Origin of the sequence: Pseudomonas sp. RtIB026 (genome assembly GCF_016861355.2) — a bacterium.
In the GTDB taxonomy this organism is placed as follows: domain Bacteria; phylum Pseudomonadota; class Gammaproteobacteria; order Pseudomonadales; family Pseudomonadaceae; genus Aquipseudomonas; species Aquipseudomonas peradeniyensis.
Window position 1 is genome coordinate 3059795 of the sequence record NZ_AP023348.2, and the last position, 25462, is coordinate 3085256.

Annotated in this window: 20 protein-coding genes and 1 pseudogene; 14 read left to right on the forward strand and 7 right to left on the reverse strand. The window is 67.6% G+C overall.

The window, feature by feature from the left end:
- Window positions 1-199 precede the first annotated feature (199 nt).
- Entirely contained in the window at window positions 200-637 is a 438-nt protein-coding gene (locus tag PRtIB026_RS13770) for a PACE efflux transporter (protein WP_203647106.1), read from the forward strand.
- Between the two features lie 212 nt (window positions 638-849).
- Complete coding sequence (locus PRtIB026_RS13775) at window positions 850-1602, forward strand: AraC family transcriptional regulator (RefSeq protein WP_203647104.1); 753 nt, start codon at window positions 850-852, stop codon at window positions 1600-1602.
- Here PRtIB026_RS13775 and PRtIB026_RS13780 read toward each other — a convergent pair.
- Both PRtIB026_RS13780 and PRtIB026_RS13785 read right to left on the reverse strand, forming a co-directional pair.
- Window positions 1572-3002 (reverse strand): efflux transporter outer membrane subunit, encoded by a 1431-nt coding sequence (locus PRtIB026_RS13780; RefSeq protein ID WP_267812186.1) that lies wholly within the window; start codon window positions 3000-3002, stop codon window positions 1572-1574. The two genes, PRtIB026_RS13775 and PRtIB026_RS13780, sit on opposite strands and share 31 nt — an antisense overlap.
- Before the next feature lie 16 nt (window positions 3003-3018).
- Complete coding sequence (locus PRtIB026_RS13785; RefSeq protein ID WP_203647102.1) at window positions 3019-3771, reverse strand: helix-turn-helix transcriptional regulator; 753 nt, start codon at window positions 3769-3771, stop codon at window positions 3019-3021.
- Window positions 3772-4189: 418 nt separating this feature from the next.
- Between PRtIB026_RS13785 and PRtIB026_RS13790 the strand changes: the two genes are divergently transcribed.
- Window positions 4190-10528 (forward strand): non-ribosomal peptide synthetase, encoded by a 6339-nt coding sequence (locus PRtIB026_RS13790; protein ID WP_267812189.1) that lies wholly within the window; start codon window positions 4190-4192, stop codon window positions 10526-10528.
- A 120-nt stretch (window positions 10529-10648) separates the two neighbouring features.
- Here PRtIB026_RS13790 and PRtIB026_RS13795 read toward each other — a convergent pair whose 3' ends face one another.
- Complete coding sequence (locus tag PRtIB026_RS13795) at window positions 10649-11293, reverse strand: helix-turn-helix transcriptional regulator (RefSeq protein ID WP_203647100.1); 645 nt, start codon at window positions 11291-11293, stop codon at window positions 10649-10651.
- Between the two features lie 310 nt (window positions 11294-11603).
- Between PRtIB026_RS13795 and PRtIB026_RS13800 the strand changes: the two genes are divergently transcribed.
- The 7 genes from PRtIB026_RS13800 to ribD are packed head-to-tail and all read left to right on the forward strand — an operon-like array spanning window position 11604 to window position 18536.
- Window positions 11604-12647: a methyltransferase gene (locus PRtIB026_RS13800; RefSeq protein WP_203647098.1), complete on the forward strand. Its 1044-nt coding sequence runs from the start codon at window positions 11604-11606 to the stop codon at window positions 12645-12647.
- On the forward strand, window positions 12647-13540 hold the full coding sequence (locus tag PRtIB026_RS13805) for a VOC family protein (protein ID WP_267812190.1): 894 nt from the start codon (window positions 12647-12649) through the stop codon (window positions 13538-13540). Before PRtIB026_RS13800 ends, PRtIB026_RS13805 begins: the two co-directional genes overlap by 1 nt.
- A 56-nt stretch (window positions 13541-13596) precedes the next feature.
- Window positions 13597-14607 (forward strand): formylglycine-generating enzyme family protein, encoded by a 1011-nt coding sequence (locus PRtIB026_RS13810; protein WP_203647092.1) that lies wholly within the window; start codon window positions 13597-13599, stop codon window positions 14605-14607.
- 34 nt (window positions 14608-14641) lie between these two features.
- Window positions 14642-15238 (forward strand): GTP cyclohydrolase II RibA, encoded by a 597-nt coding sequence (ribA, locus tag PRtIB026_RS13815; RefSeq protein WP_028691687.1) that lies wholly within the window; start codon window positions 14642-14644, stop codon window positions 15236-15238.
- 23 nt (window positions 15239-15261) lie between these two features.
- On the forward strand, window positions 15262-16953 hold the full coding sequence (locus PRtIB026_RS13820; protein WP_203647087.1) for a WD40 repeat domain-containing protein: 1692 nt from the start codon (window positions 15262-15264) through the stop codon (window positions 16951-16953).
- Between the two features lie 12 nt (window positions 16954-16965).
- On the forward strand, window positions 16966-17625 hold the full coding sequence (locus PRtIB026_RS13825) for an SAM-dependent methyltransferase (RefSeq protein ID WP_203647086.1): 660 nt from the start codon (window positions 16966-16968) through the stop codon (window positions 17623-17625).
- A complete protein-coding gene (ribD, locus tag PRtIB026_RS13830) occupies window positions 17622-18536 on the forward strand; it encodes a bifunctional diaminohydroxyphosphoribosylaminopyrimidine deaminase/5-amino-6-(5-phosphoribosylamino)uracil reductase RibD (RefSeq protein WP_267812193.1) in 915 nt (304 codons plus the stop codon). The genes PRtIB026_RS13825 and ribD overlap by 4 nt, the downstream gene beginning before the upstream one ends.
- A gap of 215 nt (window positions 18537-18751) precedes the next feature.
- On the opposite strand, the gene PRtIB026_RS13835 is transcribed toward ribD, so the two are convergent.
- Together PRtIB026_RS13835 and PRtIB026_RS13840 are read right to left on the reverse strand one after the other, a co-directional pair.
- Complete coding sequence (locus PRtIB026_RS13835) at window positions 18752-19480, reverse strand: class I SAM-dependent methyltransferase (RefSeq protein WP_203647083.1); 729 nt, start codon at window positions 19478-19480, stop codon at window positions 18752-18754.
- Window positions 19477-20904 carry an MFS transporter gene (locus PRtIB026_RS13840; protein ID WP_203647081.1) on the reverse strand — a complete coding sequence of 476 codons (1428 nt, stop codon included), beginning with the start codon at window positions 20902-20904 and terminating at the stop codon, window positions 19477-19479. Before PRtIB026_RS13840 ends, PRtIB026_RS13835 begins: the two co-directional genes overlap by 4 nt.
- Before the next feature lie 134 nt (window positions 20905-21038).
- On the opposite strand from PRtIB026_RS13840, the gene PRtIB026_RS13845 reads away from it, so the two are divergent.
- The 3 genes from PRtIB026_RS13845 to PRtIB026_RS13855 all read left to right on the forward strand — a co-directional run bounded on the left by PRtIB026_RS13845 (window position 21039) and on the right by PRtIB026_RS13855 (window position 21902).
- Window positions 21039-21359 carry a YbjQ family protein gene (locus PRtIB026_RS13845; RefSeq protein ID WP_203647079.1) on the forward strand — a complete coding sequence of 107 codons (321 nt, stop codon included), beginning with the start codon at window positions 21039-21041 and terminating at the stop codon, window positions 21357-21359.
- Window positions 21360-21498: 139 nt separating this feature from the next.
- On the forward strand, window positions 21499-21687 hold the full coding sequence (locus tag PRtIB026_RS13850) for a hypothetical protein (protein WP_028691681.1): 189 nt from the start codon (window positions 21499-21501) through the stop codon (window positions 21685-21687).
- A gap of 95 nt (window positions 21688-21782) precedes the next feature.
- Entirely contained in the window at window positions 21783-21902 is a 120-nt protein-coding gene (locus PRtIB026_RS13855; RefSeq protein WP_244670908.1) for a DUF1330 domain-containing protein, read from the forward strand.
- Here PRtIB026_RS13855 and PRtIB026_RS13860 read toward each other — a convergent pair whose 3' ends face one another.
- Together PRtIB026_RS13860 and PRtIB026_RS13865 are read right to left on the reverse strand one after the other, a co-directional pair.
- Complete coding sequence (locus PRtIB026_RS13860; protein ID WP_244670907.1) at window positions 21903-22994, reverse strand: TerC family protein; 1092 nt, start codon at window positions 22992-22994, stop codon at window positions 21903-21905. It abuts the gene before it with no gap.
- A gap of 420 nt (window positions 22995-23414) precedes the next feature.
- Window positions 23415-24306, reverse strand: a pseudogene (locus PRtIB026_RS13865) (bile acid:sodium symporter family protein); the annotation flags it as partial.
- Between the two features lie 174 nt (window positions 24307-24480).
- Between PRtIB026_RS13865 and PRtIB026_RS13870 the strand changes: the two are divergent.
- Window positions 24481-25359 carry a Dyp-type peroxidase gene (locus tag PRtIB026_RS13870; RefSeq protein ID WP_203647077.1) on the forward strand — a complete coding sequence of 293 codons (879 nt, stop codon included), beginning with the start codon at window positions 24481-24483 and terminating at the stop codon, window positions 25357-25359.
- The last annotated feature ends 103 nt before the right edge of the window (window positions 25360-25462 follow it).

The following is a 25462-nucleotide window of genomic DNA, read 5'->3' on the forward strand; positions in this document are numbered from 1 at the left end:
TGCGGTGCAGGCGCTTGCGGAAGTGCCACGGAGGCGGGGGTCGTGTCGGCACTTGACGGGCCGGACGCCAGGGAGGGGTGGTGCGGAAACGTTTATGCTAGCTTTTCTTGATTGAACGGTCAGTCAATAAAGTATTTCCGACTTTTTCTTACAGCCTTCTTCTTGTAGCTTTGTAGGTCTTTTCTTCGGGGAGCTGAACATGCAAGGCAAGGCGCGCAAGGTCGTCCAGGCCATCCTTTACGAGGCTATCGCCGTGGCCTGCGTCGCGCCTGCGCTGGAGCTGGCATTCGGCGCCGGCATGGCCCAGTCGACCGTGCTGTCGATCCTCATGTCGGGCATCGCCATGAGCTGGAACATGGCCTACAACTGGGCGTTCGAGCGTTGGGAGGCACGCCAAAGTCAGCGTAGCCGCACCTTCCTGCGGCGCCTGCTGCATGCCCTGGGCTTCGAGGGTGGGCTGGTGCTGATCCTGCTGCCGCTGGTGGCCTACTGGCTGGATATCGGGCTGTGGGCGGCGCTGGTGACCAACCTGGCGCTGTTCGTGTTCTTCTTTGTCTATGCGTTCGTGTTCCAGTGGGGGTTCGACAAGGTCTTCGATGTGCCGGTGTCGGCGCAGGAAGGGGTCAAGGGGTGTTGATGGCGGGGATTGTGTAGTGGCAGACAGGTGCCTGGCGAGAGTCCTGCAGCGCCCTTGAGATCGAGCGCCGCCCGCGCGGCGCTCGATCTCGAGAGCGCTGCAACTCTCCCGCCGAACACCCCGAAACACCCCACCATCCCCAATTCCCCCGATTTCCCCTTCACCCCCCACATCGCCATAATCCCCCCTCCACCCTACTCAGACCCGCACCAATGCCGCGCCCGATCATCCTGCCGCTCGCCGAGAACTACCGCCATGGCGAGCACATCGCCCCGCACTGCCATGACCGCGCCCAGCTGATCCACGCCATCAGCGGCGTGGTCACGGTCAGCGCGCGTGAAGGCAGCTGGGTGGTCCCCCCGGGGCGCGGGGTCTGGGTGCCGGCGGCGGTCGATCACGAGCTGCGCATGGCCGGCGTGGTGCGCATGCGTACCTTGTTCGTCGACCCTGGCGCGCGCCCGGACCTGCCGCGCCAGTGCCAGGTGATCGAGATATCGCCGCTGCTGCGCGAGCTGATCATCCGCGCCATGGACATCGCCCCCGACCACCCGGCCCAGGGGCGCGAGGCGCGGATCATGCAACTGATCCTCGACGAGCTGCGCGTGCTGCCGGTGTTCGCCCTGCATGTGCCCAGCCCGCACTCGACGCAGCTGCAAGGCCTGTGCGAGGCCCTGCGCCAGGCACCGTCCGAGGACTGGAGCCTGGCCCGCGCCGCCGCCCACAGCGGCCTCAACCCGCGCACCCTGACCCGCGCCTTCCAGCGCGAGACCGGCCTGAGCCTGGTGCAGTGGTTGCGGCGCATGCGCCTGCTGGCCAGCCTTGATGCCTTGGCGGCCGGGCAGTCGGTGCTGGAGGTGGCGCTGGACCTGGGCTACGACAGCCCCAGCGCCTTCAGCGCCATGTTCCGTCGCACCCTCGGGGTGTCGCCGTCAGTCTACTTCGGCAGGGCCGCGGAGCGCTGGTAGGCCAGCCCCGGCGCCTCGTCCCAGCCGCCGCCCAGCGCGGTGAACAGGTTCACCTCGGCCAACAGCTGTGCCAGGCGGTCGCTGATCAGGCCCTGCTGGGCACTGAACAGCGAACGCTGGGCGTCGAGGAAGGTCAGGCTGCTGTCGATGCCGGTGCGGTAGCGGTTCTCGGCCAGGTCGTGGTAGCGCTGGCTGGCCTCCACCAAGTCGCGTTGGGCCTGCAACTGCTGCTGGTAGGTGCTGCGCGCCGCCAGGCCGTCGGCCACTTCCTGGAAGGCGGTCTGGATCGACTTCTCGTAGCGTGCCACCTGCATGTCCTTCTGCAACTTGGCGTAGTCGAGGCTGGCACGCAGGCTGCCGGCGTTGAACAGCGGCAGGTTGACCTGCGGCTGGAACAGCCAGGTGCCGCTGCCGGCATCGAACAGGTCGGCCAATTCGCGGCTGCTGCTGCCGGCGTTGGCGGTCAGGCTGATGCTCGGGAAGAACGCCGCCCGCGCCGCGCCGATATTGGCGTTGGCGGCCTGCAGCTGGTACTCGGCCTGGCGGATGTCCGGGCGCCGTTGCAGCAGGTCGGCGGGCAGGCCGGCGGGCACCCGGGCGATCTGCTCGTCGGCCAGCGGCAGCGCCGGTAGGCGTTCGTCGACCTGCGCGCCGACCAGGCGCTGCAACTGGTTGAGGTCCTGGGCGGCCAGGCGGGTGTAACGCGCCACGGCAGCACGGGTGCTGTCGACGCGGGTGGTGGCCTGGATCTGGTCGAGCGCCGACAGGGTGCCGGTGCGGCGCTGGCGCTGGGTCAGGCGCAGGCTCTTCTCATCGGCCTGCAGGGTCTGGCGCGACAGGGCCAGCAGCTCCTGGTCGGCGCGCCAGGTCAGGTAGGCGCCGGCGACACTGCTGAGCAGGCTGAGCTCGGCGCCACGCCGGGCCTCGTCGGTGGCCAGGTAGTTGAGCAGGGCCTGGTCGCTGAGGCTGCGCAATCGACCGAACAGGTCCAGTTCATAGGCGCTGATGCCGACGGTGGCCGATTGCTGGGAACTGATCATGCCTTCGCCACCGGTGCGCCGCCGTGGCAGGTACTGGCGCGTGCCCTGGGCGTTGGCGGCGATCTTCGGCAGCAGTTCGGCGCGCTGGATGCGGTACTGGGCACGGTAGGCCTCGGCGTTGAGCACGGCCACGCGCAGGTCGCGGTTGTTGACCAGCGCACTGTCGAGCAACTGGCGCAGCACCGGGTCGCGGAACACCCCGCGCCAGTCGCCGGTCACGTCCGTGGCGGGTGGCCCGCCCCGGTAGGCGACACCCGTGGGGTACTGCTCGGCGCTGGGCGAGAGTGGGCGCTGGTAGTCGGGGGCGAGGCTGCAACCGGTCAATACGAGGACAAGCAAGGGCAGGGTGATTCGCGGCATGACAGGGTCTCTGGGATCAGGTGCCGGCCATCCAGCGGGCCAGGCCATGGCGTCCGCTGACGCCGAGTTTGGCGGTGGCGCGTTTCAGGTAGGTCTCGATCGAGCTGTTCTTCACATTCAGGCGCTGGGCCATCTGTGGCACGGTGGCTCCGGTGAGCAGGCCGATGCACACTTCCTGTTCGCGGGTGGACAGGCGGATTGCCTCCTGCTCCAGGCGCTCGGTGAAGACCTGGCGCAGCGAGCCGGCCTCATCCGCCTGCAGGCTTCCCGGGCGGCGCTGGGCGGCCTGCAGGAACAGCTGGGCATGGTGCTCGACCAGAGGCAACAGGGTGTCGGACAGGCGCTTGAGCAGCGACAGTTCGGCCAGGGAGAACATCCGCTCGCTGCGCTGGCGATGACAGCAGATGACCCAGCGCCGGTCGCCGCTGCGCGACACCAGGTTGCACTGGTGCACGGGGGCGTTTATCTGGATCAGCAAGGGGTCTTCCATGCGCATGATGCTTTGCAGCAGGGGATGGCGCAGCTGCGCCTGCGCGGGCGTCGCCTCGGGCAGGCCGGCGCTGCCCAGCACCTTGACCTGGCGGATGCTGGCCTGGTCGCTGTCGAGGGTCCATTCGCTGAGGTCGAGTCGATGGATCGGTACCTGGTCGTCGATCAGCTGGAACATCTGTTCGGCGAAGGAGGCATCGCCGGTGCTGGCAACCAGTGCGCCCAACTGCAGGTACAGGTGCGGGTCGTGGCGGTGTTCGAGGCTGTCGATCAGCTTCATGTCGTTGTCTTCCTTGATCCGGTAACGCGGTGGGTCTCGCGGTCGAGTCCTCTCTGTGCTGGGGCTTGGCGCTATTGAATAGCAGGCTCCGAGCCTGCGTCTGTAGCGGAAAGCGGGGACAGGAAATGCCAAATTATCCGACAAGAAAAGTCGGTATTTCCCCGGGCTCATGCAGCTTGAATCGATGGATTGTCGGACAATTGGCGCCAGAAACCGACCAGATCGCCGGCGATTGCCCCGCCGGCTGACAGGGGTAGGCAGGTACCGGCTGCCGACTATCGTCAATTTCCTACAAAAGATTCAGCAGGCTCAGGCGGAGCGAAAAGGTAATGGCCAATGTCCGGGTTTGGGGGGCCATACAGGGCGCGGGGTGGGTGCTTGAATCCGCGGACGATCCCGTTTCAAGGAAGACCCGCCCATGTCCGTCGCCGATAGCTTCCCCCTGACCTGCGCCCAGCGCGACATCTGGCTGGACCAGATCAGCCATGGCGACTCGCCGCTCTACAACGTCGGCGGCTATCTCGAATTCGACGGTACCGTGGACAGTGGCCTGCTGCGGCGCGCGCTGGCGCATCTGGTCGCGCTTCACGACGGGTTGCGCACGGTGCTGGTGCGCGAGGCGGGGGACGATGGCGTGGCCCGCCAGCGCTTTGTGGCCGGTTTGCAGGTGCCGCTGGACGAGCACGACCTGCGCGGGCAGGCTGAGCCGTTCGCCGCTGCACAGCGTCTGGCCAAGACCTTGCTGCAACAGCCCTTCGCCCTTGAAACCGGACCGTTGCTGCGCATGGCATTGCTGCATGTGGGCGGCGGGCGCAGCCTGCTGATGTTGCAGGCCCATCACCTGATCCTCGACGGCTGGGGCCTGGAGCAGTTGCTCCACCAGCTGGGCCAGTACTACGGTCTGCTCGAGCAGGGCCTGGCACTGCCGGACACCGCCCCGTCCTACCGGACGTTCATCGAGGATGACCTGGCCTACCAGGGATCGGCCCGCCAGCAGCGCGATCTTGCCTATTGGCAATGCCGTTACCCGCAACTGCCCGATGCGCTGCTGCGCCCCAGGGAACAGGGCCTGCCGCCAGGTGCCACGCCCAGCCATGCGCTGGAGCGCAGTTTCGATGGCGACCTGCTGGCGCGCATGCGGCAACTGGCCGACGAGCTGCAGGGATCGGTCGCCCATGTGCTGCTGGCGGCCTTGCACGTGTGCTGTGCCCGGGCCTGGCAGCGGGATGACTGGGTGGTCGGCCTGCCGGTGCGCAACCGTGGCAATGCGCGGGCCAAGGCGACACTGGGTATGTTCGTCCAGGTCAATGCCTTGCGCATGGACTTCGGCCGGAGTTTGAGCTTCGCCGAGCTGGTGCGCGGTATCGGCGATGCCCTGCGGCGTGACCTGCGCCACCAGCGCCTGCCGCTCAGCGACCTTAACCGGGCGCTGGGGCTGTCCCGGGAGGCCCGGGGGCAATTGTTCGAGATCACCGTGTCCTACGAGGAAGAGGGCCACGACCTGCGCTTTGGCAGCCTCGGCGCCCACAGCGTGAAGGTATGCAACGATCACGAGCCGACGCCGCTGTCGATCTACCTGCGCAGCAACCCGCACAATGGCAAGGCCTGGCTGCACCTGGTGTACAACCAGGCCTGGCTGGCCCCCGAAGAGGTCGAGGTGTTCACTGCGCGCCTGCTGCATGTGCTGGCCCAGGGGCTGGAGCGGCCGCAGGCGGCCATCGACGACTACGACCTGCTGTTGCCCGACGAGCACCAGCGCCTGCGGCTGTGGAATGCCACGACCAGCGCCGCCCAAGGCCCGGCCCTGATCCATCGGCGCATCGAGGCCCAGGCCGCGCTGCGCGCCGAGGCGACGGCCGCCGTGCACGAGGGGCGCCACCTGAGTTATGCCGAGCTGAACAACCGCGCCAATCAGCTGGCCACGCAACTGCAGGCCTTGGGCGTGGCGCCGGAGCAGCGGGTGGCGGTGGTCGCCCGCCGAGGCCTGGACACTCTGGTTGGCCTGTTGGCGGTGCTCAAGGCTGGCGCGGCCTATGTGCCGATCGATCCGGCGCACCCGGGCGAGCGTCTGCGCTACCTGCTCGACGATTGCGCACCAAAGGTGGTGCTGACCCAGTCCGTCCTGCGCGAGCGCTTGCCGGCCATCGATGTGCCGGTGATCGAGCTGGACCGCTTGCCATTGCCCACGGCAGTGCTTGATGACCTCGAGGTGCCTGGGCTATCGGGCGAAAGCCTGGTCTATGTGATCTACACCTCCGGCTCCACCGGACAGCCCAAGGGCGTGATGATCGAGCAGCGCATGCTCGCCAACCTGGTCGACTGGCACTGCGCCGCCTTCGACCTGCACCCTGGCAGCGCCACCTCCAGCCTGGCCGGCTTTGGCTTCGATGCCATGGCCTGGGAGATCTGGCCGACCCTGTGCGCCGGCGCCACCCTGCACCTGGCGCCGGTGGGCGAGGGCGGCGAGGACATCGACGCGCTGCTGCGCTGGTGGCGCGCCCAGCCGCTGCAGGTCAGCTTCCTGCCCACGCCGGTGGCAGAGCACGCCTTCGCCCAGGGCGAGGCGCATCCTACCCTGCGCACCTTGCTGGTCGGCGGTGATCGCCTGCGTCGCCTGGCCCGGGAGCAAGGCTGGCGGATCATCAACAACTACGGGCCGACCGAGGCCACGGTGGTGGCCAGCGCGGGCGAGGTGCGCCCGGGCCAGGTGCTGCACATCGGCGCGCCGGTGGCCAATACCCGCCTGCATGTGCTCGATGCCCAGGGCCGGCAACTGCCGATAGGCGCCGTCGGTGAGTTGTACATCGGCGGTGCGGGTGTCGCCCGCGGCTACCTGAATCGCCCCGACCTGACAGCCGAGCGCTTCCTCGACGACCCGTTCACCCCGCAGCACGGCGCCCGGATGTACCGCACAGGGGACCTGGTGCGCTGGTTGCCCGACGGCACCCTGGAGTACCTGGGGCGCGGCGACGACCAGGTGAAGATCCGCGGCGTGCGGGTCGAGCTGGGCGAGATCGAGAGCGCGCTGGCCAGCCACCCGGCCGTGCGCGAGGCGCTGGTACTGCTGCGCGACGGCCAGCTGGTGGCCTGGTACCTCGGCGAACAGGCATCGACCCCATTGCAGTTGCACGAGCACCTGCGCAGGCGCCTGCCGGCCGCGTTGCTGCCGAGCGCCTTTGTGGCGATGACGGCCTGGCCGTTGACCGCCAATGGCAAGCTCGACCGTCGCGCCTTGCCCGCGCCGGGCAGCGAGGCCGCGGTGCGGCGCGCCCATGAGCCGCCCCAGGGCGAACTGGAGTTGCGCCTGGCCGCGCTGTGGGCCGAGCTGCTGGAGGTGGAGCAGGTCGGACGGCACGATCACTTCTTCGAGCTGGGCGGCCATTCGCTGCTGGCGGTGCGCCTGATCGAGCGCATGCGTCAGGCGGGGCTGCAAGTAGATGCACAGGTCCTGTTCGGTCAGCCGACCTTGGCGAGCCTGGCCGCATCGCTCGGCAGTACCCCCGCGCAGTCGGTACCGGCCAACCACGTGGCGCCGGGTAGCCAGCGGATCACCCCCGAGATGCTGACCCTGACCCGCCTCGATCAGGCCAGCATCGACCGCATCGTCGGCATGGTTCCGGGTGGCGCGGCCAATGTGCAGGAGATCTACCCGCTGGCACCGCTGCAGGAAGGCCTGCTGTATCACCACCTCACCGAAGACCGTGACCCGTACCAGCAACAGGCGCTGTTCGCCTTCGCCAGCCAGGCCGCGCTGGAGGCGTTCAACCGCGCCTTGGCCGGGGTCATCGAGCGTCACGACATCCTGCGTACCAGCCTGGCCTGGGAAGGCCTGGCGCAGCCGCAGCAAGTGGTGTGGCGCCAGGCCTGGTTGCCGCTGAGGGTGCTTGCGCCCGGTCCGGGCGACGCGGCCACCCGGCTGCGCGAAGAGGCCCTGCGGCTGGACCTGCGCCAGGCGCCGATGATGGCCCTGGCCTGCGTCGAGGACAGCGCGCGGCAGCGCTGGCTGGGGCTGCTGCACTTCCACCACCTGGTCAACGACGCGGTCTCGGTGCAGGTGCTGCTGGCCGAGCTGGCGACGCTGATGGCGGGCGATGGACACACGCTGCCAGCGCCCGTGCCGTATCGCAACTACGTCGCCCTGAGCCGCGACGAGGCCAGGCAGGCGGGGCATGAAGCCTTCCTGCGCGAAGCCCTGGCCGGGGTGGAAGCGCCCCCTAGGCTGGCCGGCATGGGCGAGGAGGGCCAGGCCACCGTCGAAACCTGCGCCCTGACCGTTCCTGAGGGCTTGGCCACGACCTTGCGCCAGCGCGTGCGTCAGCACGACGTCGGCCTGGGCAGCCTGATGCACCTGGCCTGGGCCCAGGTGCTGGGAGCCTTGGGCGGTCGCGACGAGGTGCTATTTGGCACCGTGCTGCTGGGTCGGGTGATGGCGGGCGAGGGCGCCGAGCGGGCGCTGGGCATGTTCATCAACAGCCTGCCGCTGCGGGTGTCGCTGGCCGGTCGTGATGTGGGCCAGGCGCTGGCCGGAATCCACGGCCAGCTGGCGGCACTGCTCGGGCACGAGGATGCGCCGTTGGTGCTGGCCCAGCGCTGCAGCGGCTTGCCTGCCGGGGTGGCGTTGTTCGACAGCCTGCTCAATTATCGGCATGGCGCCGCGCACGACAGCGTGGCGCTGCCTGGCGTGACGTTGCTCGATGCCAGCGAGGTGCACAGCCACGCCCTGGTGCTGACCGTGGACGAGCAGGGCGACAGCCTGCGGCTGAGTGTGCGGGCGCCTCGCGAGCTGGGCGCCGAACGGGTGCTCGGGCATGTTTGCTGCGCCCTGCAGGCGCTGGCCAATGCCCTGGTCAGCGAGCCGCCAGTGGCGCTCCAATCGCTTTCGACCTTGCCGGAGACGGAGCGCGTCTATCTGCTGGAGACCCTCAATGCCACCGAGGTGGCGCTGGATCCCGCCTATCCGCACCTGCCGGCGTTGTTCGCCGCCCAGGTGCGACGCACGCCGGATGCCGTGGCGCTGCAGAGCGAAGAGACACAGCTCACCTACCGCGAGCTCGATGCCCTGGCCAACCGGCTGGCCCATCACCTGATCGGCCTGGGCGTGCGGCCCGACAGCCGGGTCGCCGTGTGCCTGGAGCGCGGCGCCTCGCTGATTGTTGGCTTGCTCGGCGTGCTCAAGGCCGGTGGCGCCTATGTGCCGCTGGACCCCGGCTACCCCGACGAACGCCTGCACTACATGCTTGCCGACAGCGCGCCCCTGGCACTGCTGGTGCACGGAGCCACCCGCGGCCTGTTCGAGGGCCTGTCGACACCGCTGGTGGACCTGGATCACGGTGACTGGCAGGGGCATGGCGACCCTGCGCCCGAACTGCCGGAACTGGGCGGCGGGCACCTGGCCTATGTCATGTACACCTCGGGCTCCACCGGTACGCCGAAAGGGGTGATGGTCGAGCATCGCGGGTTGTGCAACCTGATGCGCTGGGGCAGCGAGCTGTGCCCGCCACAGGCCGACGACGCGCTGCTGCAACGGGCGCCGTTCAGCTTCGACGGCTCGGTGTGGGAGTTGTTCTGGCCGCTGTGCGCCGGCTTGCGCCTGGTGCTGGCGCGCCCCGACGGGCACCGCGATCCGGCCTATCTGGTGCAGCTGATCCAGACGCGCCGGGTGACTACCGTCAAGTTTGTCCCGGCCCTGCTGCAGGCGTTTCTCGACACCCCGGGCGTCGAGCGTTGCAGCAGCCTGCGCGATGTCTTCTGTGGCGGCGGCGAGCTGACCCTGGCGCTGGCGCAACAGGTGCGCCAGGCCTTGCCCCAGGTGCGCCTGCACAATGTCTATGGCCCCACCGAGGCCACCGTGGACAGCACCGCCTGGACCCTGGAGCCGCGCCAGCCGTTGCCCGCCGTCGCCCCGCCGATCGGGCGGGCGATCGGCAATACCCGCCTGTACGTGCTCGACGCCCATGACCGTCCGGTGCCCGTGGGTTGTGCTGGCGAACTGCATATCGGCGGCATCGGCGTGGCCCGCGGCTATCTGGGCTTGCCGACGTTGCAGGCCGAGCGCTTCATCGCCAGCCCGTTCGTGGCCGGCGACCGCCTGTACCGTACCGGCGACCTGGTGCGTTATCGCGCCGATGGCGAGCTGGAGTTCATCGGGCGCAATGACTTCCAGGTCAAGCTCAACGGCCTGCGTATCGAGCCGGGCGAAATCGAGGCGCTGCTGGCCGCCCACCCGGCCTTAAGCCAGGCCGTGGTGCTGGTGCGCGAGGAGCGGCTGGTGGCCTATGCCAGCTGTCGCGACGGCCATGCCGCGCCGACGCTGGAAGCGCTGCGTGCGTACCTGTCGGCGCGCCTGCCGGCCTATATGGTGCCTTCGGCCTATGTGCTCCTGGCCGAGCTGCCGCTGAGCCCCAACGGCAAGGTCGATCGCCGCGCCTTGCCGGCGCCGGGCGCGGAGGCGGTGATCAGCCGGGCCTATGAGGCGCCCCGCGACGAGCTGGAGCATGCGCTGGCGCAGATCTGGACGGAGGTGCTGAAGATCGAGCAGGTCGGCCGTGACGACAACTTCTTCGAGCTCGGCGGACACTCACTGCTGGCGGTAAGCCTGGTGGCGCGCATGCGCCAGGCGGGGTTGCATGCCGATGCGCGCCTGTTGTTCAGCCAGCCGACCCTGGCGGGCCTGGCGGCCAACACCCGGCGTGAGCAGGAACAGGTGGCGATTGCGCAGACCACCATTCCGGCGCTGAAGGGCAGGCGGCGGATCTGATGAGTCACGTTGACCTGGCGAGGGGGCGTGGGAGCGGGCTTGCCCCGCGAGGCGCTGCATGGCACCGGCTTGGCCGGTGATCGCGGGGCTAGCCCGCTCCCACGCTGGTAGGTCGGCGGATTATTTCGGCGAAATGCGATAGACGCAGCGCCGATCCCCCGAGATCAGGTGCTCGCAACGCTCCACCAGCCCCTGCTCGCCGATCGCCGCCTGGAACACCTGCAGCTCGCTGCGGCAGAACCCCTGGCAGCGGGTGGCGGCGATGCAGATCGGGCAGTGGTTTTCGACGATCAGCCAGTCATTGCCGTCGGCCTGCATCTCGGCCATGTAGCCGGCGCGCTCGCGCAACTGCACGAGGATGCGCACCTTGTCTTCCAGGCTCTGGCCATCGGCGCAGGCCTGCTGGTACTCACGGCTGTTGCTGTCTTCCATGCGGCTGATCAGGCGGTCGACCCCGTCGCTGCCGAACACCTGCTCGACGCTCTCGATCAGTTGCAGGGTCAGCACGCTGTGGGAATCGGGGAAGCGGCGCTGGGCCGTGGCGGTCAGCGCCCATTTTTGCGAAGGGCGCCCGGCGCCCTTGGCCGGCACGCTGATGCCGCTGATCAGGTCGGACGCCTGCAGTTTCTGCACCTGCTGGCGGGTGGCTTCGAAGGTGATGGCGAGCAGCTGGGCCAGGTCGGCGGTCTTGAGCGGCCCGCGGGTCTTGAGCAGGAACAGGATGCGGTCGGCGGTGCAGTTGGTATCAACGGTGGTCGAGGTCATGGAGCGCTGGAAACCGGGCGTGAATGAACGGATCGGGCACTCTCCTGGGCCATCCTTTGCGCAGGCAAGTGGGCGAAGGATAGCCCGGATTCGCGGTGAATTGTGCAAGATGAACGATTATCGATAAGAAAATTTATATGCGATAAAAATATAAAAGGTATTAGTTGTATTTATTGGGTCTGCGTCTAGGCTCAATTGCGGAGCCTGTGCTTGCCGGTCCCAGGGAGGGGTGCGTGCAAGTCAATCGACACCTTGCTGGTAGATGCCGGGCATGGGCTCACCCACAATAACTCGACAGGGATGTGAGTGCATGAATGCCCAGAAACCCGTGACCATCTACGAACACGCCGACGAACTGAACAGTCTGCAAGGCGTGGTCGACCTGGTGAAGCTCTCCGACCAGTACCGCCAGTCCGCCATCCTGCATTCGGCGCTGGCCCAGCGTGTGTTCGACCACACCCGCCAGCCGGTCAGCGCCCAGGCCCTGAGCGATGCGCTGGGTTGGGTGCCGAACAAGGGCCGCATCTTCCTCAACGCGCTGGTAGCCATGGGCCTGCTGAAACGCACTGCCCAAGGTTTCGAGAACCTGCCGCTGAGCCAGCGTTTCCTGGTCAGCGACAGCGCCGAGTTCATCGGCCCGATCATCGATCATCAGCGTCTGCAGTGGCACAACTGGCCGCGCCTGGACGAAGTGCTGCGCAGCCGCACCTCGCTGGATTTCCAGCAGGAGAACCGTTTCAAGCACGACCTGGCGGCTCGCGATGCCTTCAACGATGCCATGGTCCGCTTCAGCCAGCCCATGGTCGACGTGCTGCGTGACCTGCCGCTGTTCGACAAGGCCCGGCGGGTGATCGACCTGGCCGGTGGCCACGGTACCTACCTGGCCGAGATCGCCAGCCGAAATCCGCAGGTCAAGGGTGAGGTCTGGGACCTGGAGCCGACCCGCGAGGCGGCTGCGGCCACCTTCGCCAAGTACCGTCTCGACGACCGCCTGGGCTTCCATGCCCGCAACCTGCTGGACCTGGCGCAGTACCAGGGCGAGCGGGCAGACGTGGTGATGCTCAACGACTGCCTGCACTATTTCACCCGCGAGCAGGTGCGCACCCTGATCGCCGGCGCCGCCGGCATGGTCGAGGGTGACGGCGCGCTGCTGGTGCTGAGCATGGCCCTGGAGGATGACGAGATCCATCCGGCGCTGTCGGCCGACTTCTCCCTGCACATGATGCTCAACACGGTCAACGGCGAGCTGCACTCGACCCGCTACCTGATCGACAGCATGGCGAAGGCGGGGCTCACCGTGGAGCAGGAGCCGATCGGCCGCTACACCCTGCTGATCGGACGGAGGGCTGTCTGATGCTGCGCTTGTTGGCATTGCATGCCGCGCCGCTCGGCGACGCGGCGGCCCAGGCCCTGGACAGCCTGGGCAGCGCTGCTGCGGCGGCGGGTTTCAGCCTGCAGGTCAGCCAGAAGCCGGCCGGCCAGGGACCGGTGGACGCGGTCTGCCTGCTGCTCGACAGCGCCACGCCGCCGGCGGCGTTGAACACGCTGCTCAACGAGGCCAGCGGACTGTGCCGCAACACCGCGCTGGTGCTGGTCCGCGTGCAGGGCGCACTGGCGCAGTTGCCTTCCGCCAGCGGCGTGATCGCCCAGTGGCAGCAGGCGAGCCAGGGCTTCCTCTATCCCTACTCGCTGGATATCGGTGCCGGGCAGGCGCCGGAGCTGGCGATCAAGGACTGGCTGGCGGGCTTCGCCAAGTTCGCAGCCGCGACCAAGCTGTGGCGCTCGCTCGACGGCCTGGGGCTGGACGAAGCGGCGCGGGCCGCGCAGCGCCCCGAGATGAACCACGTCAATATCCTCACCCGCGACCTGGAAGCCTCCAAGGCGTTCTACAGCGACATCCTCGGCGCCAACTACTGCTACAACCTGGGGCCGCGCAAGGCCGTGATGGAGCTCAACGGCTTCGACTTCTTCATCGAGCAGAGCGAGTCGTTCAGTTACCCGGCCGGCTACCACATCGGTGTGCGGGCGCTGCCCGAGGACGTTCGGCGGATCGCCGAGCAGGTCAGCGCCGCCGGCACCATCAAGCTGGTCAAGGGCAACGGCCCGGCGCCGGGCTACCACCATGGGCCGGACAACGTGCGCAGCGCCGTCTACTTCGAGGACCCGGATGGCCTGGTGATCGAAGTCTACAGCGCTGAAGTGGAGATGATCGAAAGCAACCCACGGTTGCTCCTCGACCGCCTCTGATCCCACGTCGTCACAGGCCTGCCATCGGGCAGGCCTGTGCCCAGGCAGGTATTTGCATGAACAGCTACAAACAGTGGCATTGGCCACGGCTGCCCAGCCCGTTGCCCAAGGATGTCAGCGACCGGGCATTGATGGGTTACCCGCAGCATTACCAGGAGCACCCATTGCAGACGCAGGTCGCCACGGCGCTCGACGATCTGCTCCAGGCGCCGCTGGACGGCCTGCTGACGCTGCTCGAGCAGCCGCGCCAGCCGTTGGCCCGGCGCATTGCCGCCGGCGAGGTGCTGGCATTGCGTGGCGACCCGCGCATCGACACCTTCGCCCCGCAGATGATCGACATTCCCGCCGCGCGGGTGCACATCGGCCTCGATCCGCGCGCGGTCGAGCAGGTGATGGACCAGTTCGACGGGCTCGGCCTGGACCGCAGCTGGATCGACAAGGAGACCCCGCGCCACGCCGTGGAGCTGGCGGCGTTCCGTATCGCCCGCTTCCCGGTGACGCACCAGGAGTACCGCCAGTTCCTGCTCGACAGCGGGCATGCCGGCATCCCTGACGGCTGGGCGTTCGGCCGCTACCCGCGGCACCACGCCAACCATCCGGTGTACAGCGTCTCGGCCAGTGACGCCGACGCCTACGCCCGGTGGCTCAGCGAACGCACCGGCCGGCGTTTCGCCCTGCCCAGCGAGGCGCAATGGGAGTACGCCGCCGCCGGCCCTGAAGGCCGCCAGTTCCCCTGGGGCGACGCCTACCAGGTCGAGCAGGCCAACACCGCCGAGCTGGGCTACCTGGACAGCACGCCGGTCGGCGTGTTCATCGACGCCGCCTCGCCCTTCGGCGTGTTGGACATGGCCGGCAATGTCGAGGAGTACGTGGCCGAGGACTACCGGCCATACCCCGGCGGCCCGCAGATCGAGGACGACCTGGTGCTCGATGTCGGCACCCACCGCGTAGCCCGCGGTGGTAGCTTCACCCGTTTCCGCGACCTGGCGCGCACCGCGCGCCGCCACGGGCGTTACCCGCGACCGATCTACGTCATGGGTTTTCGCCTGGTTGAAAACCACAACTGAGCTGTTCCGTCTTCCGTGCAAGAGGTCTGATTCCATGAACAAGGATGTTTCGCTTCACACCATCGTGCCGATTTCCATCCTCGGCGGCGACGTCGACGCCCATTTCTTCGGCTTCCACGGCTTCGAGCGTGACCAGGAGCACTTCGCCGTCGGCATCGGCCGCGAGCAGTGCGACGTGCCGCTGGTGCGGGTGCACTCCGAATGCATCACCGGCGATGTGTTCGGCTCGCAGCGCTGCGATTGCGGCCCGCAGCTGCAGGAGGCGCTGCGCACCCTCAAGGAGGTGGGCGGCTACCTGATCTACCTGCGCCAGGAAGGGCGCGGCATTGGCCTGTACTCCAAGTTCGAGGCCTACCTGCTGCAGGACAAGGGCCTGGATACCTACGAGGCCAACCTGCGTCTGAACCACCTGGCCGACTCGCGCTCGTTCGACCCGGCCGTGCAGATCCTCCGCGCCCTGGGCGTTGACCAGTGCCGGTTGCTGACCAACAACCCGGAGAAGGTCGCCCAGTTGCGCGCCGGCGGCATCGATGTGATCGAGCAGGTGCCCACCGGGGTGTTCCTGACCAATCACAACCGCAACTACCTGCAGGCGAAGGCGGTCAAGTCCAGCCATTCGATCAAGCTCTGACTCCAGCGAAAAAGGATCTTTCGATGAAACACATTGGCCCTATCAGCGGTATCGCCGCCCATGCCGCGCGCTTCGTCGCCACCGCCGGCTACGACAACCAGGTAATCCTGTGGAACGCCGCCACCGGCGAGCCGATCCACCGCGTGCACCACGACCACCTGGCCAACCAGTGCGCGTTCAGCAGTGACGGCAAGCATCTGGTCAGCGCCAGCAGCGACTACACCGCGCGCATCTGGGAAGTGCCGAGCATGCGCCTGAAAGCCGTGCTGCAGGGGCACAACGACGACGTCGAGATGGCGGTGTTCTCGCCCGACAGCCAGCGCGTGGCCACCTGCTCGCGTGACCACGTGCTGCGCATCTTCGACCTCGACGGCGTGCAGCTGCAGGCGTTCCATGGCCACCAGGCCGACGTCATCTCGGTGGTCTGGTCGCCGGACGGCCAGCGCCTGATCTCCAGCAGCGACGACGGTACCGTGCGCCAGTGGGATACCCGCACCGGCCAGCAATGCGACGAGGTGGACATCGGCGGCGTGGAAACCGACACCATTGCTATCACCCGCGAAGGCGTGGTGTTCGCCGGGGACGACGAGGGGCGTATCTCGATCATCGCCCAGGGCCAGGTGCAGACCGTGCCGGCCCACGCCGCCGGGATCAAGCGCATCGTCTGGAACGACGACAAGCGCCTGCTGGTGAGCCTGAGCTACGACCGCTCGGCGATCCTCTGGACCTTCGACGCCGGGCGTAACCTGGTCAAGCGCCGCAGCACCGCGCTGCCGAGCATCGTCTGGCCGCGCAGCTGCGCCTTCGTCGGTGACGAACAGCTGGTGTTCGCCACCTTCGGCTCGCGCTACGCCACCTGGAACTACGAGCAGGACCAGTGGCAGGTGTCGGGCATCGAGCCGGCGGTGAGCATCAACGCCGTGGTGCGCAGCGACGAGCGCCAGTACAGCATCGGCGACGCCGGCATCCTGCACCGTGACGACCAGCCGGTGACCAGTGTCGGCAGCCTGTGCAACTTCCTCCTGCCGTTCGGCCCGCTGCTGCTGACCGGCGGCCAGATGGGCCAGGTGTTCGACGGCCTGTCCGGGCGCATGCTGTACCAGCACCGTTCGCCGCTCAACTGCGGCGCCACTTTCGTCAGGAACGGCGAGGACCTGGCGCTGATCGGCACCTACACCGGCGAAGGCCTGGTGTTCGGCCATGACGGCCAGGGCGGACTGCGCCTGGTGGCGTCGATCCCCATGCACGACAACGCGATCAAGGGCGTGGCCGCCGACGAGCGCCACCTGTTCAGCGTCTGCGCCTCGGCCGATGCCGCGCTGCACAGCATCGAGGATTTCAGCAGCGTGCGGCATATCGAGGGGGCGCACACGCGTATTTCCAATGGCTGCTGCCCGATCACCGGCGGCTTCGCCAGCATCGGTCGCGACCTCAAGTTGCGCCTGTGGCTGGAGACCGGCGACGAGGTGTTCGACTCGCCGCACCAGCACTCGATCAAGTGCATCGCCGCCTCCGGCGATGGCCGGGTGATCGCCACCGCGGCCTACAACGGTACCGTGGCGCTGTTCGACCTGGCCTCGCGGCGCTGGCTGCCTATGCAGCGGCCGACCGCCAGCGGCATTTCCTGCCTGACCCACGACGCCGTCAGCGACGCCTTCCTGGCCAGCTCCTATGACGGGCGCATCTACGGTATCGACGCCCGCCTGGCGTCCTGAAGGAGCAGCACGATGAGCAAGCAAGCAAGCGACTTCATGGCCCAGGGCGATTACCGCAAGGCCCTCGACACTTCGTTCGTGCACCGCTACAGCCATGGCGAGGACGAGTGGTCGTGGGATATCGGCATGATCCAGGCGGCCCAGGCCTTCCTTGAACGGCTCGACCCGCGTGCCGACCAGCATGTGCTGGACATCGGCGTGGGCCGTGGCCGTGACGCCTCCACCTTCATCCTCGCCGGGCACCGGGTCACCGGGCTGGATATCGTCGAGAACTCCAGCTGGCCGTTGCTGCGCAAGCGCTGGGGCGATCGACTGGACCTGGTGAACAAGGCCATGCAGGACTGGCAGCCGGCGCCGGGCACGGTGTTCGACGCGGCCCTGGACAATGGCTGCTTCCACCACCAGCACCCGGATGAGTGGGCTGCATACCTGGGCCATGTGCGCCGCCTGCTGCGCCCCGGCGCGCTGGTGGGGCTGAACGTGTTCGGGGTCGACGCGGCCCATCCGCAGCCGGGCTGGCGCGAGATGGACAACCAGCGCCAGGGCTACTTCTTCACCGACGACGGCATCCGCCAGACCCTCGAGGGCCATGGCTTCACCTGGCAGGGGCTGGAGGTGATCGAGCGCCAGCATGGCGAGGCTCGCTACCTGCTGGCGCTGGTTCGCACGTGAGTGCAATTGATCGCCACTACCTGGACATGGCCCTGGCGCTCGCCAGCCAGGGCCTGTACAGCACCATGCCCAACCCGCGGGTCGGCTGCGTGATCGTCAACGCCGGGCAGGTGGTGGGGCGCGGCTGGCATCAGCGCGCCGGCCAGGCCCATGCCGAAGTGCACGCCCTGCGCGAGGCGGGCACGGCGGCGCGGGGGGCGACCGCCTATGTGACCCTGGAACCCTGTGGTCACCATGGGCGCACGCCGCCGTGCGCCGATGCCCTGGTGGCGGCGGGGGTGAGTCGGGTAGTCACGGCCAGCGGCGATGTCTCGCAGAGCATCGGCGCGGATCGCCTGCGTGGTGCGGGCATCGCGGTCGAGGCCTTGCCTTGCCCACGGGCACGGGCGCTCAATCGCGGGTTCTTCTCGCGCATCGAGCGCCAGCGCCCTTGGGTGCGGGTGTTGCGTCCGGCGGCGCTGGAGATCGGTGCGCTGGGCGAAGGCACGATGCTCAGCCATTGCGACGAGCAGACGCCCCTGGCGCACTGGCGGGGCAGGGCTTCGGCGTTGCTGACCACTTGTGACTGGGTGAAGGCCTGCGACACCTCGCTGGTGGCGCAGGTTGCCGGGCAAAGGGCCGAGCCGGTGGTGCCCTTGCGGGTGCTGCTTGACCAGGGGCTGGACTGCCCGGCTTCGGCCAAGGTGCTCGATGGGCGGGCGCCGACGTTGGTGCTGCATGGGGCGCAGGCGAGGCGGGACGGTCGGTATGCCCGTGCGCGTTGCCAGGAGCTGGAGGATCTGGGTGGCTTGCAGGTACTACAGGCGCTGCATGAACTCGACTGCAACGAAGTCCAGGTGGAGGCCGAGCCGGCCTGGTGCGAGGCCCTGGCGCGCCAGGGGCTGGTGGATGAGTGGCTGGTCCAGGTCTAGCGCCCTCAGGACTTGCGCTGTAATCACGATCAACGGGGCTGCTTTGCAGCCCTTACTCATTGACTTAGCAGGGACCTGTGGGAGCGGCTTTAGCCGCGAACACCGGCGAAGCCGGTGCCATCCACCGCGTTGCTTGCTTCGCGGCTAAAGCCGCTCCCACAGAATACGCGCATGCCACTTAATCGTAGTTTTTCTGCGCGTAAGCTTCGATGGTCCTAGCGACTGCAGATCAGCCCGACCTGCAGGCTGTTCTGCTCGAACAGGTCCCAATACCCAGGCGGATGCGCTTTCTTGCGGATCCCGCTGATCAGTGGGGCAATCCAGCGCACGTTGCGCAGGCCGACATCGTGGGCGGCCTGTTCGTAGACCGACTTTTGCCAGCGGTAATAGGTGAAGTCCGCAGGCGGTGTACTCATGAACTGGCCCCGGCAGCGCAGGCCGCCTTCCACCGGCTGTTCGTCCAGCACACGAATGCCGTACTCGGTGAAATTGCCCAGGGCCAGGTCGAAGGCGGGGTTCGCCGTGTAGGCGATCAGCTGTCCGTTCGGCTTGAGGTTAAGGGCGACACTCTCGAACATGCGCCGCAACTCCTCGACGCTGCCGGCGTAGTTGAACAGCCAGGCGGCGGTGACCTTGTCGAACTGGCCAATGCGGCCCATCTGCGCCACGTCGCGCACTTCGTAGGCGATGCCGTCGTTGGCCTGGCGCGCCTGGTAGATCATGCTCGGCGAGATATCCACGCCGTGTACCCGCGCCGCGCCCCAGTCCTTCAGGCGGCGGCTGAAGAAGCCATGGCCGCAGGCCAGGTCGAGAACTTCCTCGCCGGTCACTTCGCCGGCCATGTAGCGAAACGTGTCGACCTCGACCCCGCGCTGGCTGGCGTGGCTGGTGAAGTCTTCGAACTGCTCGCTGATCCGCTCGTAGACTTCCTTGGATTCCTTCATGGGCGCTCCTTGTTTTCAGAGGTGAGTCGCAGCGCCAACGGCAGCGCCAGCAGCGGCGCGCAGGCGAACACGGCGAACAGCCATAGCGCCGCCTGGCGCGCGCCTTGCTCGCCGCCGGGCTCGACCAGCCCGGCGCCGTTGGCGACCAGGCCGGCCAGGGCCGCGGCCAGGGCGGTGGCGTAGAGTTGCACGGTGGTGATCGAGGCCGAGGCGAGGTTTTCCTCGCCGGGGCGCGCTGCCTGCAGCACCCGGGTGAGCAGGTGCGGCCAGCCCAGGCCGATGCCCAGGCCGACGCCGGCCAGGGCCAGGGCGAACAGGACCAGGCCCGGCGCGCTGGCGATCCAGGCCGGGGCGGGGGTCAGCACGGCCAGGGCCAGCAGCGCCACGGCCACCACCAGCGGCCCGCTGCGGATCTGCCAGGCGCCGCCATCGCGGTCGCGTCCGGCGCTGGCCAGGGCGCCAACCGTCCAGCCAGCGGCCATCACGGCGGTCAGGTAGCCGGCGGCCAGAGGGCCGAAGCCATGGATGCGCTGCAGGAAGTAAGGTACATAGATTTCGGTGGTGATGGCCGCCACCAGCAGGCACATCATGGCGAACAGCGCGCCCATCGGTTGCCTGAGGCTGTAGGCCCCGGTGGGCAACAGGTGATGGCGCGCCCGCGGATCGCGGCGGGCGATCAGCGCGGCGAGGGCCAGGCCCACGACGATGCCGGCCAGGTTGATCCACAAGGTATCGGCCAGGCTGGCTGCACAGATCGCCAGCACCGAGGCCACCAGGCAGGCGATCAGCCCGTAGGCCGGGCGCGCGCCATTGTCGTCCACGGCCTGGCGCGCCGGCAGGCGCAGGCAGACGATCAGCGCCAGGGCGCCAGCCACCGGCAGCAGCGACCAGAACGCCCAGCGCCAGTGTCCACCTTCGGCGAACACCCCGCCCACGGCCGGGCCGCACAACGTGGCCACACCCCACATCGCCGAGACCAGGGCCATGGCGCGGGGCCACAAACGGCAGTCGAACACCAGGTGGATCAGCGCATAGCTCAGGGCGAACAGGATACCGCCACCCAGGCCCTGCACGCTGCGCCCGAGCAGCAGCATCGGCATGCTCGCGGCCTGGGCGCAGAGCAGCGAGCCAATGGTGAACACCACCAGCGCCAGCAGGTAGGCGACTCGCGGCCCACTGCGGGCCAGCAGGCGGGTGGAGAGGGTGGAACCGATGATCGAGGCGACCACGAACAAAGTGGTGTTCCAGGCATAGAAGGCCAACCCGCCGATCTCTTCGATCACGGTCGGCAGCAGGGTGGTGACGATGTAGACATTGATGGCATGCAGGGCGACGCCGCCGGCCAGGGCGATCGAGCGCAGCGCGTTACCGCCGCTGAGCAGTTCGCTCCAACGCGCTGGCGGCTGTTCGGGGATGGCGGTCATGTACGCTCCTTGCGTGGTCCTGCGCTGGGAGTCTAGGAGCCGGAAAATCATTATTCAAGGTATTGCTTGTGTAATTTGGTCGCGGTGGATTTGGTAGGATCGTGCTCTTTTGTCTTGTACCAGGAGCAACAGCCATGATCATCAGCACCACCAGCCAGCTCGAAGGCCGCCCGATCGCCGAGTACCTCGGCGTGGTCAGTGCCGAATCGGTGCAGGGGATCAACTTCGTGCGCGATTTCTTCGCACGCTTTCGCGACTTCTTCGGTGGCCGCTCACAAACCCTGGAGGGCGCGCTGAAGCTGGCCCGCGAGCAAGCTACCGAGGAACTCATGGCGCGGGCACGGCAGTTGCAAGCCGATGCGCTGGTGGGCGTGGACTTCGAGATCAGCATGCCGTCGGTGCAGGGCGGCATGGTCGTGGTGTTCGCCACCGGCACGGCGGTGCGTCTGAAGTAAGGCCAGTTGCCACTGGTCGGGCCAGGAAGTTTTGTCCGACTGGTCTGCAAATGACCGGCTAGTCTCATTTCAACGGACCGCGCTTCACTAGGCAGGCTCATTGCCTGCCGGCACGGTCGCCATTGGAGGGAGACAGGGCATGAGCGAATCCTATTTCGAAGACCTGAACGATGCGTTTCCGATCAACAGCCAGGTGCGCTGCGGCCAGGCGGCCGTGCGCCTGGGCTTTGCCAACATGACCCTGGACGAGTCGGAGCAACTGCAACCGGCGCACCTGCAGCGGGCCAAGAAGGGGCGTTTCACGCCGCGTGTCCCGTCGAAGAAGTAAATCCGCGCTGAATCCCCATCGCGGCGCCCACAGGTCCTGTGGGCGCCGTTGCATTCAATGCGCGCCGGCGCCCTTGCTCAGGTCGCTCTTCGTGGTTGGCCAGGGTCACCACCACCCCGGCGCCTTCCCCGGCGACCTTCTACCAGGATGCCTGCCGCCATCGCCAGGGTGTGGCGCTGGCGCAGGTGATCATCGTCGAGGGGCTCACCCCTTGATCAGACCCGCAGGTGCGGGTCTTTCTTCTCCGGGTTCTCGCCGGCAGGGCGTGGAATCACTGGCTTGTCCGTGGCGGGCAGCGGCGTGTCCTGCACGGCGTCGGTATCGGCGGGTGGCGGCTGGTCACGGGTGCGCAGCAGTGACAACAGCACTCCGCCCAGCAGCAATCCGAACGTCACCCCCAGCGATATCCCGGCCGGCACCTTGCCCACCAGCCCGTGCCAGAAGATCTTGCAGCCGATGAAGATCAGCACCAGCGCCAGCGCGTACTTGAGGTAGACGAAGCGGTGCATCAGCGCCGCCAGGGCGAAGTACAGCGAACGCAGGCCAAGGATGGCGAAGATGTTCGAGGTGTAGACGATGAACGGGTCCTGGGTGATGGCGAAGATCGCCGGCACGCTGTCGACGGCGAACACCAGGTCGGCCAGCTCGATCAAGACCAGGGCGAGGAATAGCGGCGTGGCATAGCGAATCGCCTGCGTCGCCCCGGGCGGCGTGAGCTGGACGAAGAAGTGCCGGCCATGCAGCTGGTCGGTGACGCGCATGTGCCGGCGCACGAAGCGCAGCACCGGGTTGTTGGCCAGGTCCGGGTGGGCGTCGTCCTTTGACAGGGCCATCTTCACCCCGGTGAACAGCAGGAAGGCGCCGAACAGGTACAGCACCCAGGCGAAGTGCTGCACCAGCGCGGCGCCCACGCCGATCATGATCGCCCGCAGCACCACCACCCCGAGGATGCCCCAGAACAGCACGCGATGCTGGTAGCGGCGGGGGATGGCGAAGAAACTGAAGATCATCGCCATGACGAACACGTTGTCCATCGACAGCGACTGCTCGACCAGGAAACCGGTGTAGAACTCCAGCGCCGGCTGCGCGCCCAGCTCATGCCAGACCCACAGGCCGAACAGCACGCCGACGCTGAAGTAGCCCGAGTACAGCAACAGGCTTTCGCGCATCTCGATCTCGCGGTCCTGGCGGTGCAGCACACCCAGGTCGAGAACCAGCAAGGCGATGACGATGGTGATGAAGACCAGCCACAACCAGGCGCTGGTGCCGAGAAAAGGCGTGAAGAGGAAATGCTGCAGAGCCGTCATGAGCCCCTCCTTGATTGTCGACGTTGCAAGGCAACAGTGATTCCGACATGGCGGCGCAAACCGTCAGAGGGGCCCGGCATCACATGCTTCTGAGCCTAGTCGCGATCGCCGGGCTTGCGAATGGCAGGCTGTTACATTTCTTTGCCTGGATCCAATGGTTGCGAAGTATCCGCCGACCGGGGCGCCAACATCGAGGCGTGGTGAGTATCCCGAGTCCGACCCGAAACGGGGCTCGGAATGCTCATGTACGCCAGTGCATTGCGCTTGCTTCCCCTTTTCGCCTAGTTTGGCCTCGCGCAGACACATTTCGTACTTAGGCGCAGCCCTTTCAAGGTGTTCGCTGTAAGGGTTAAGGCGAACACTTGGTAGCCCTGATGCGGTCAATAGCCCTCGAGCCCAAACACCTTGAAAGACCTGGTACTCAGGCGCAGTCGCTGACGGTGCCGGCGGCCTTGTGCCCTCGGCTCACCCACCAGCCAAACCCCGCCGCCGTGAAGAACATGATCAGGCTGTAGATCGCCGCCGGCACCGCCATGGTCGCGTTGTTGAGCAGCGTCGGGCTCAGGGCCAGGGCGATGGCCAGGGTGCCGTTGTGGATGCCGATCTCCATGCCGATGGCGATCGCCTGGCGCTTCGGAATGCTCAGCAGGCGCGGCACCCAGTAGCCCACCGCGAGGCTGAGCAGGTTGAACAGCAGCGCGGCGCCCCCGACGATCGGCGCGTACTCGACCACGGTCTGCCAGTCCTTGGCCAGGGCCAGGACGATGGTGAAGGCCAGGAACAGCGCCGCGACGATCTTCATTGGTTTTTCCATGCGCGCGGCGAAGCGCGGCGTCCAGTGGCGAATCAGCATGCCCAGCGCCACCGGCAGCAGGACGATGGCGAACACCTGCATGACCTTGGCGAACTGCAGCGGGATGGCCTGGTCCGATTCCATGAACCAGACCAGCGACAGGTTCACCAGCAGCGGCATGGTGAGGATGGCGATCAGCGAGTTGACCGCGGTCAGGGTGATGTTCAGCGCCACATCGCCATGGGCCAGGTGGCTGAACAGGTTGGCGGTGGTGCCGCCCGGGGAGGCGGCCAGCAGCATCAGGCCCACCGCCAGCGCCGATTCGAGGCCGAAGCCGTTGGCGATCAGGAAGCACACCAGCGGCAGCAGCAGGATCTGGCAGACCAAGCCGATCACCACCGGCTTGGGGTACTTCACCACCCGGGCGAAGTCGGCCAGGGTCAGCGACAGGCCCAGGCCGAGCATGATGATGCCCAGGGCCAGCGGCAGAAGGGCGGTGAGCAGCGGGGAGGCGGTCATGGGCGGTCTCTCGGGCGAAGGATTCCGAGGAGTGTAGGTGGTGGCGCAACGATAGCTAATCGCAACTGGCCTGCCTTGGTAACCGATTGTTACTGGGGCGAGCGGCCTTGTGCCGCGTTGCGATGCGCCGCCTGGCGCAGTAGCATTCGACCTTTTGCCGAGGATTCGCCTGTCATGCCGTTCCAGCCAGGTCTGCTTGCCACTCCGGTGCCGGCCCATGCCCGCCACCTGTTCTTCGCCCTCGACTCGCTCGAGGCCTTGCCCGCCGCCCTCGACCAGCTGTTGCCGCAGGTCGATGGACAGAGCCTGATCCTGGGCGTCGGCGCGCCGCTGGCCAAGGCTCTGGGCCGCGAAGTGCCGGGCCTGCGCAGCTTCCCGCAACTGGATGCGGTGGTGGAGAACCCGGCGACCCAGCACGCCCTGTGGCTGTGGCTGCGCGGCGCCGAACGCGGCGAGCTGTTCCTGCGCGCCCAGGCCCTGCAGCAGGCGCTGGCGCCGGCCCTGCGCCTGGTCGACAGCGTCGACGGTTTCCTGCACCGCGGCGGCCACGACCTGACCGGCTACGAAGACGGCACCGAGAACCCGGTGGACGAAGACGCCGTCGCCGCGGCCATCGTGCCGGGCGAGGCGCCTGGCCTGGCGGGCTCCAGCTTTGCCGCGTTCCAGCTGTGGAAGCACGACCTGGAGTACTTCAAGTCGCTGCCCCAGGCTGAACAGGACAACATCATTGGCCGCCGCCTGAGCGACAACGAAGAGCTCGACGATGCACCCGAATCGGCCCACGTCAAGCGTACCGCCCAGGAAAGCTTCGCGCCGGAGGCGTTCGTGGTGCGTCGTTCGGTGGCCTGGACCGATGAACGTGGCGCCGGCCTGGCGTTCGTCGCCTTGGGCTTTTCGCTGGATGCCTTCGAGGTGCAGCTGCGGCGCATGAGCGGGCTCGAGGATGGCGTGATCGATGGCCTGTACCGCTTCAGCCGGCCGTTGTCGGGGGGGTACTACTGGTGCCCGCCGTTGGCTGAAGTCGGTGCCGACCTGCGCCTTCTGCTGGGCTGATGGATCCAGGGGCTGCTGCGCAGCCCTTTCGCGGCGCAAGGCCGCTCCTACAGCAGAATGCGCGTCCCTGTAGGAGCGGCCTATGTGCCGCGAACGGGGCGCA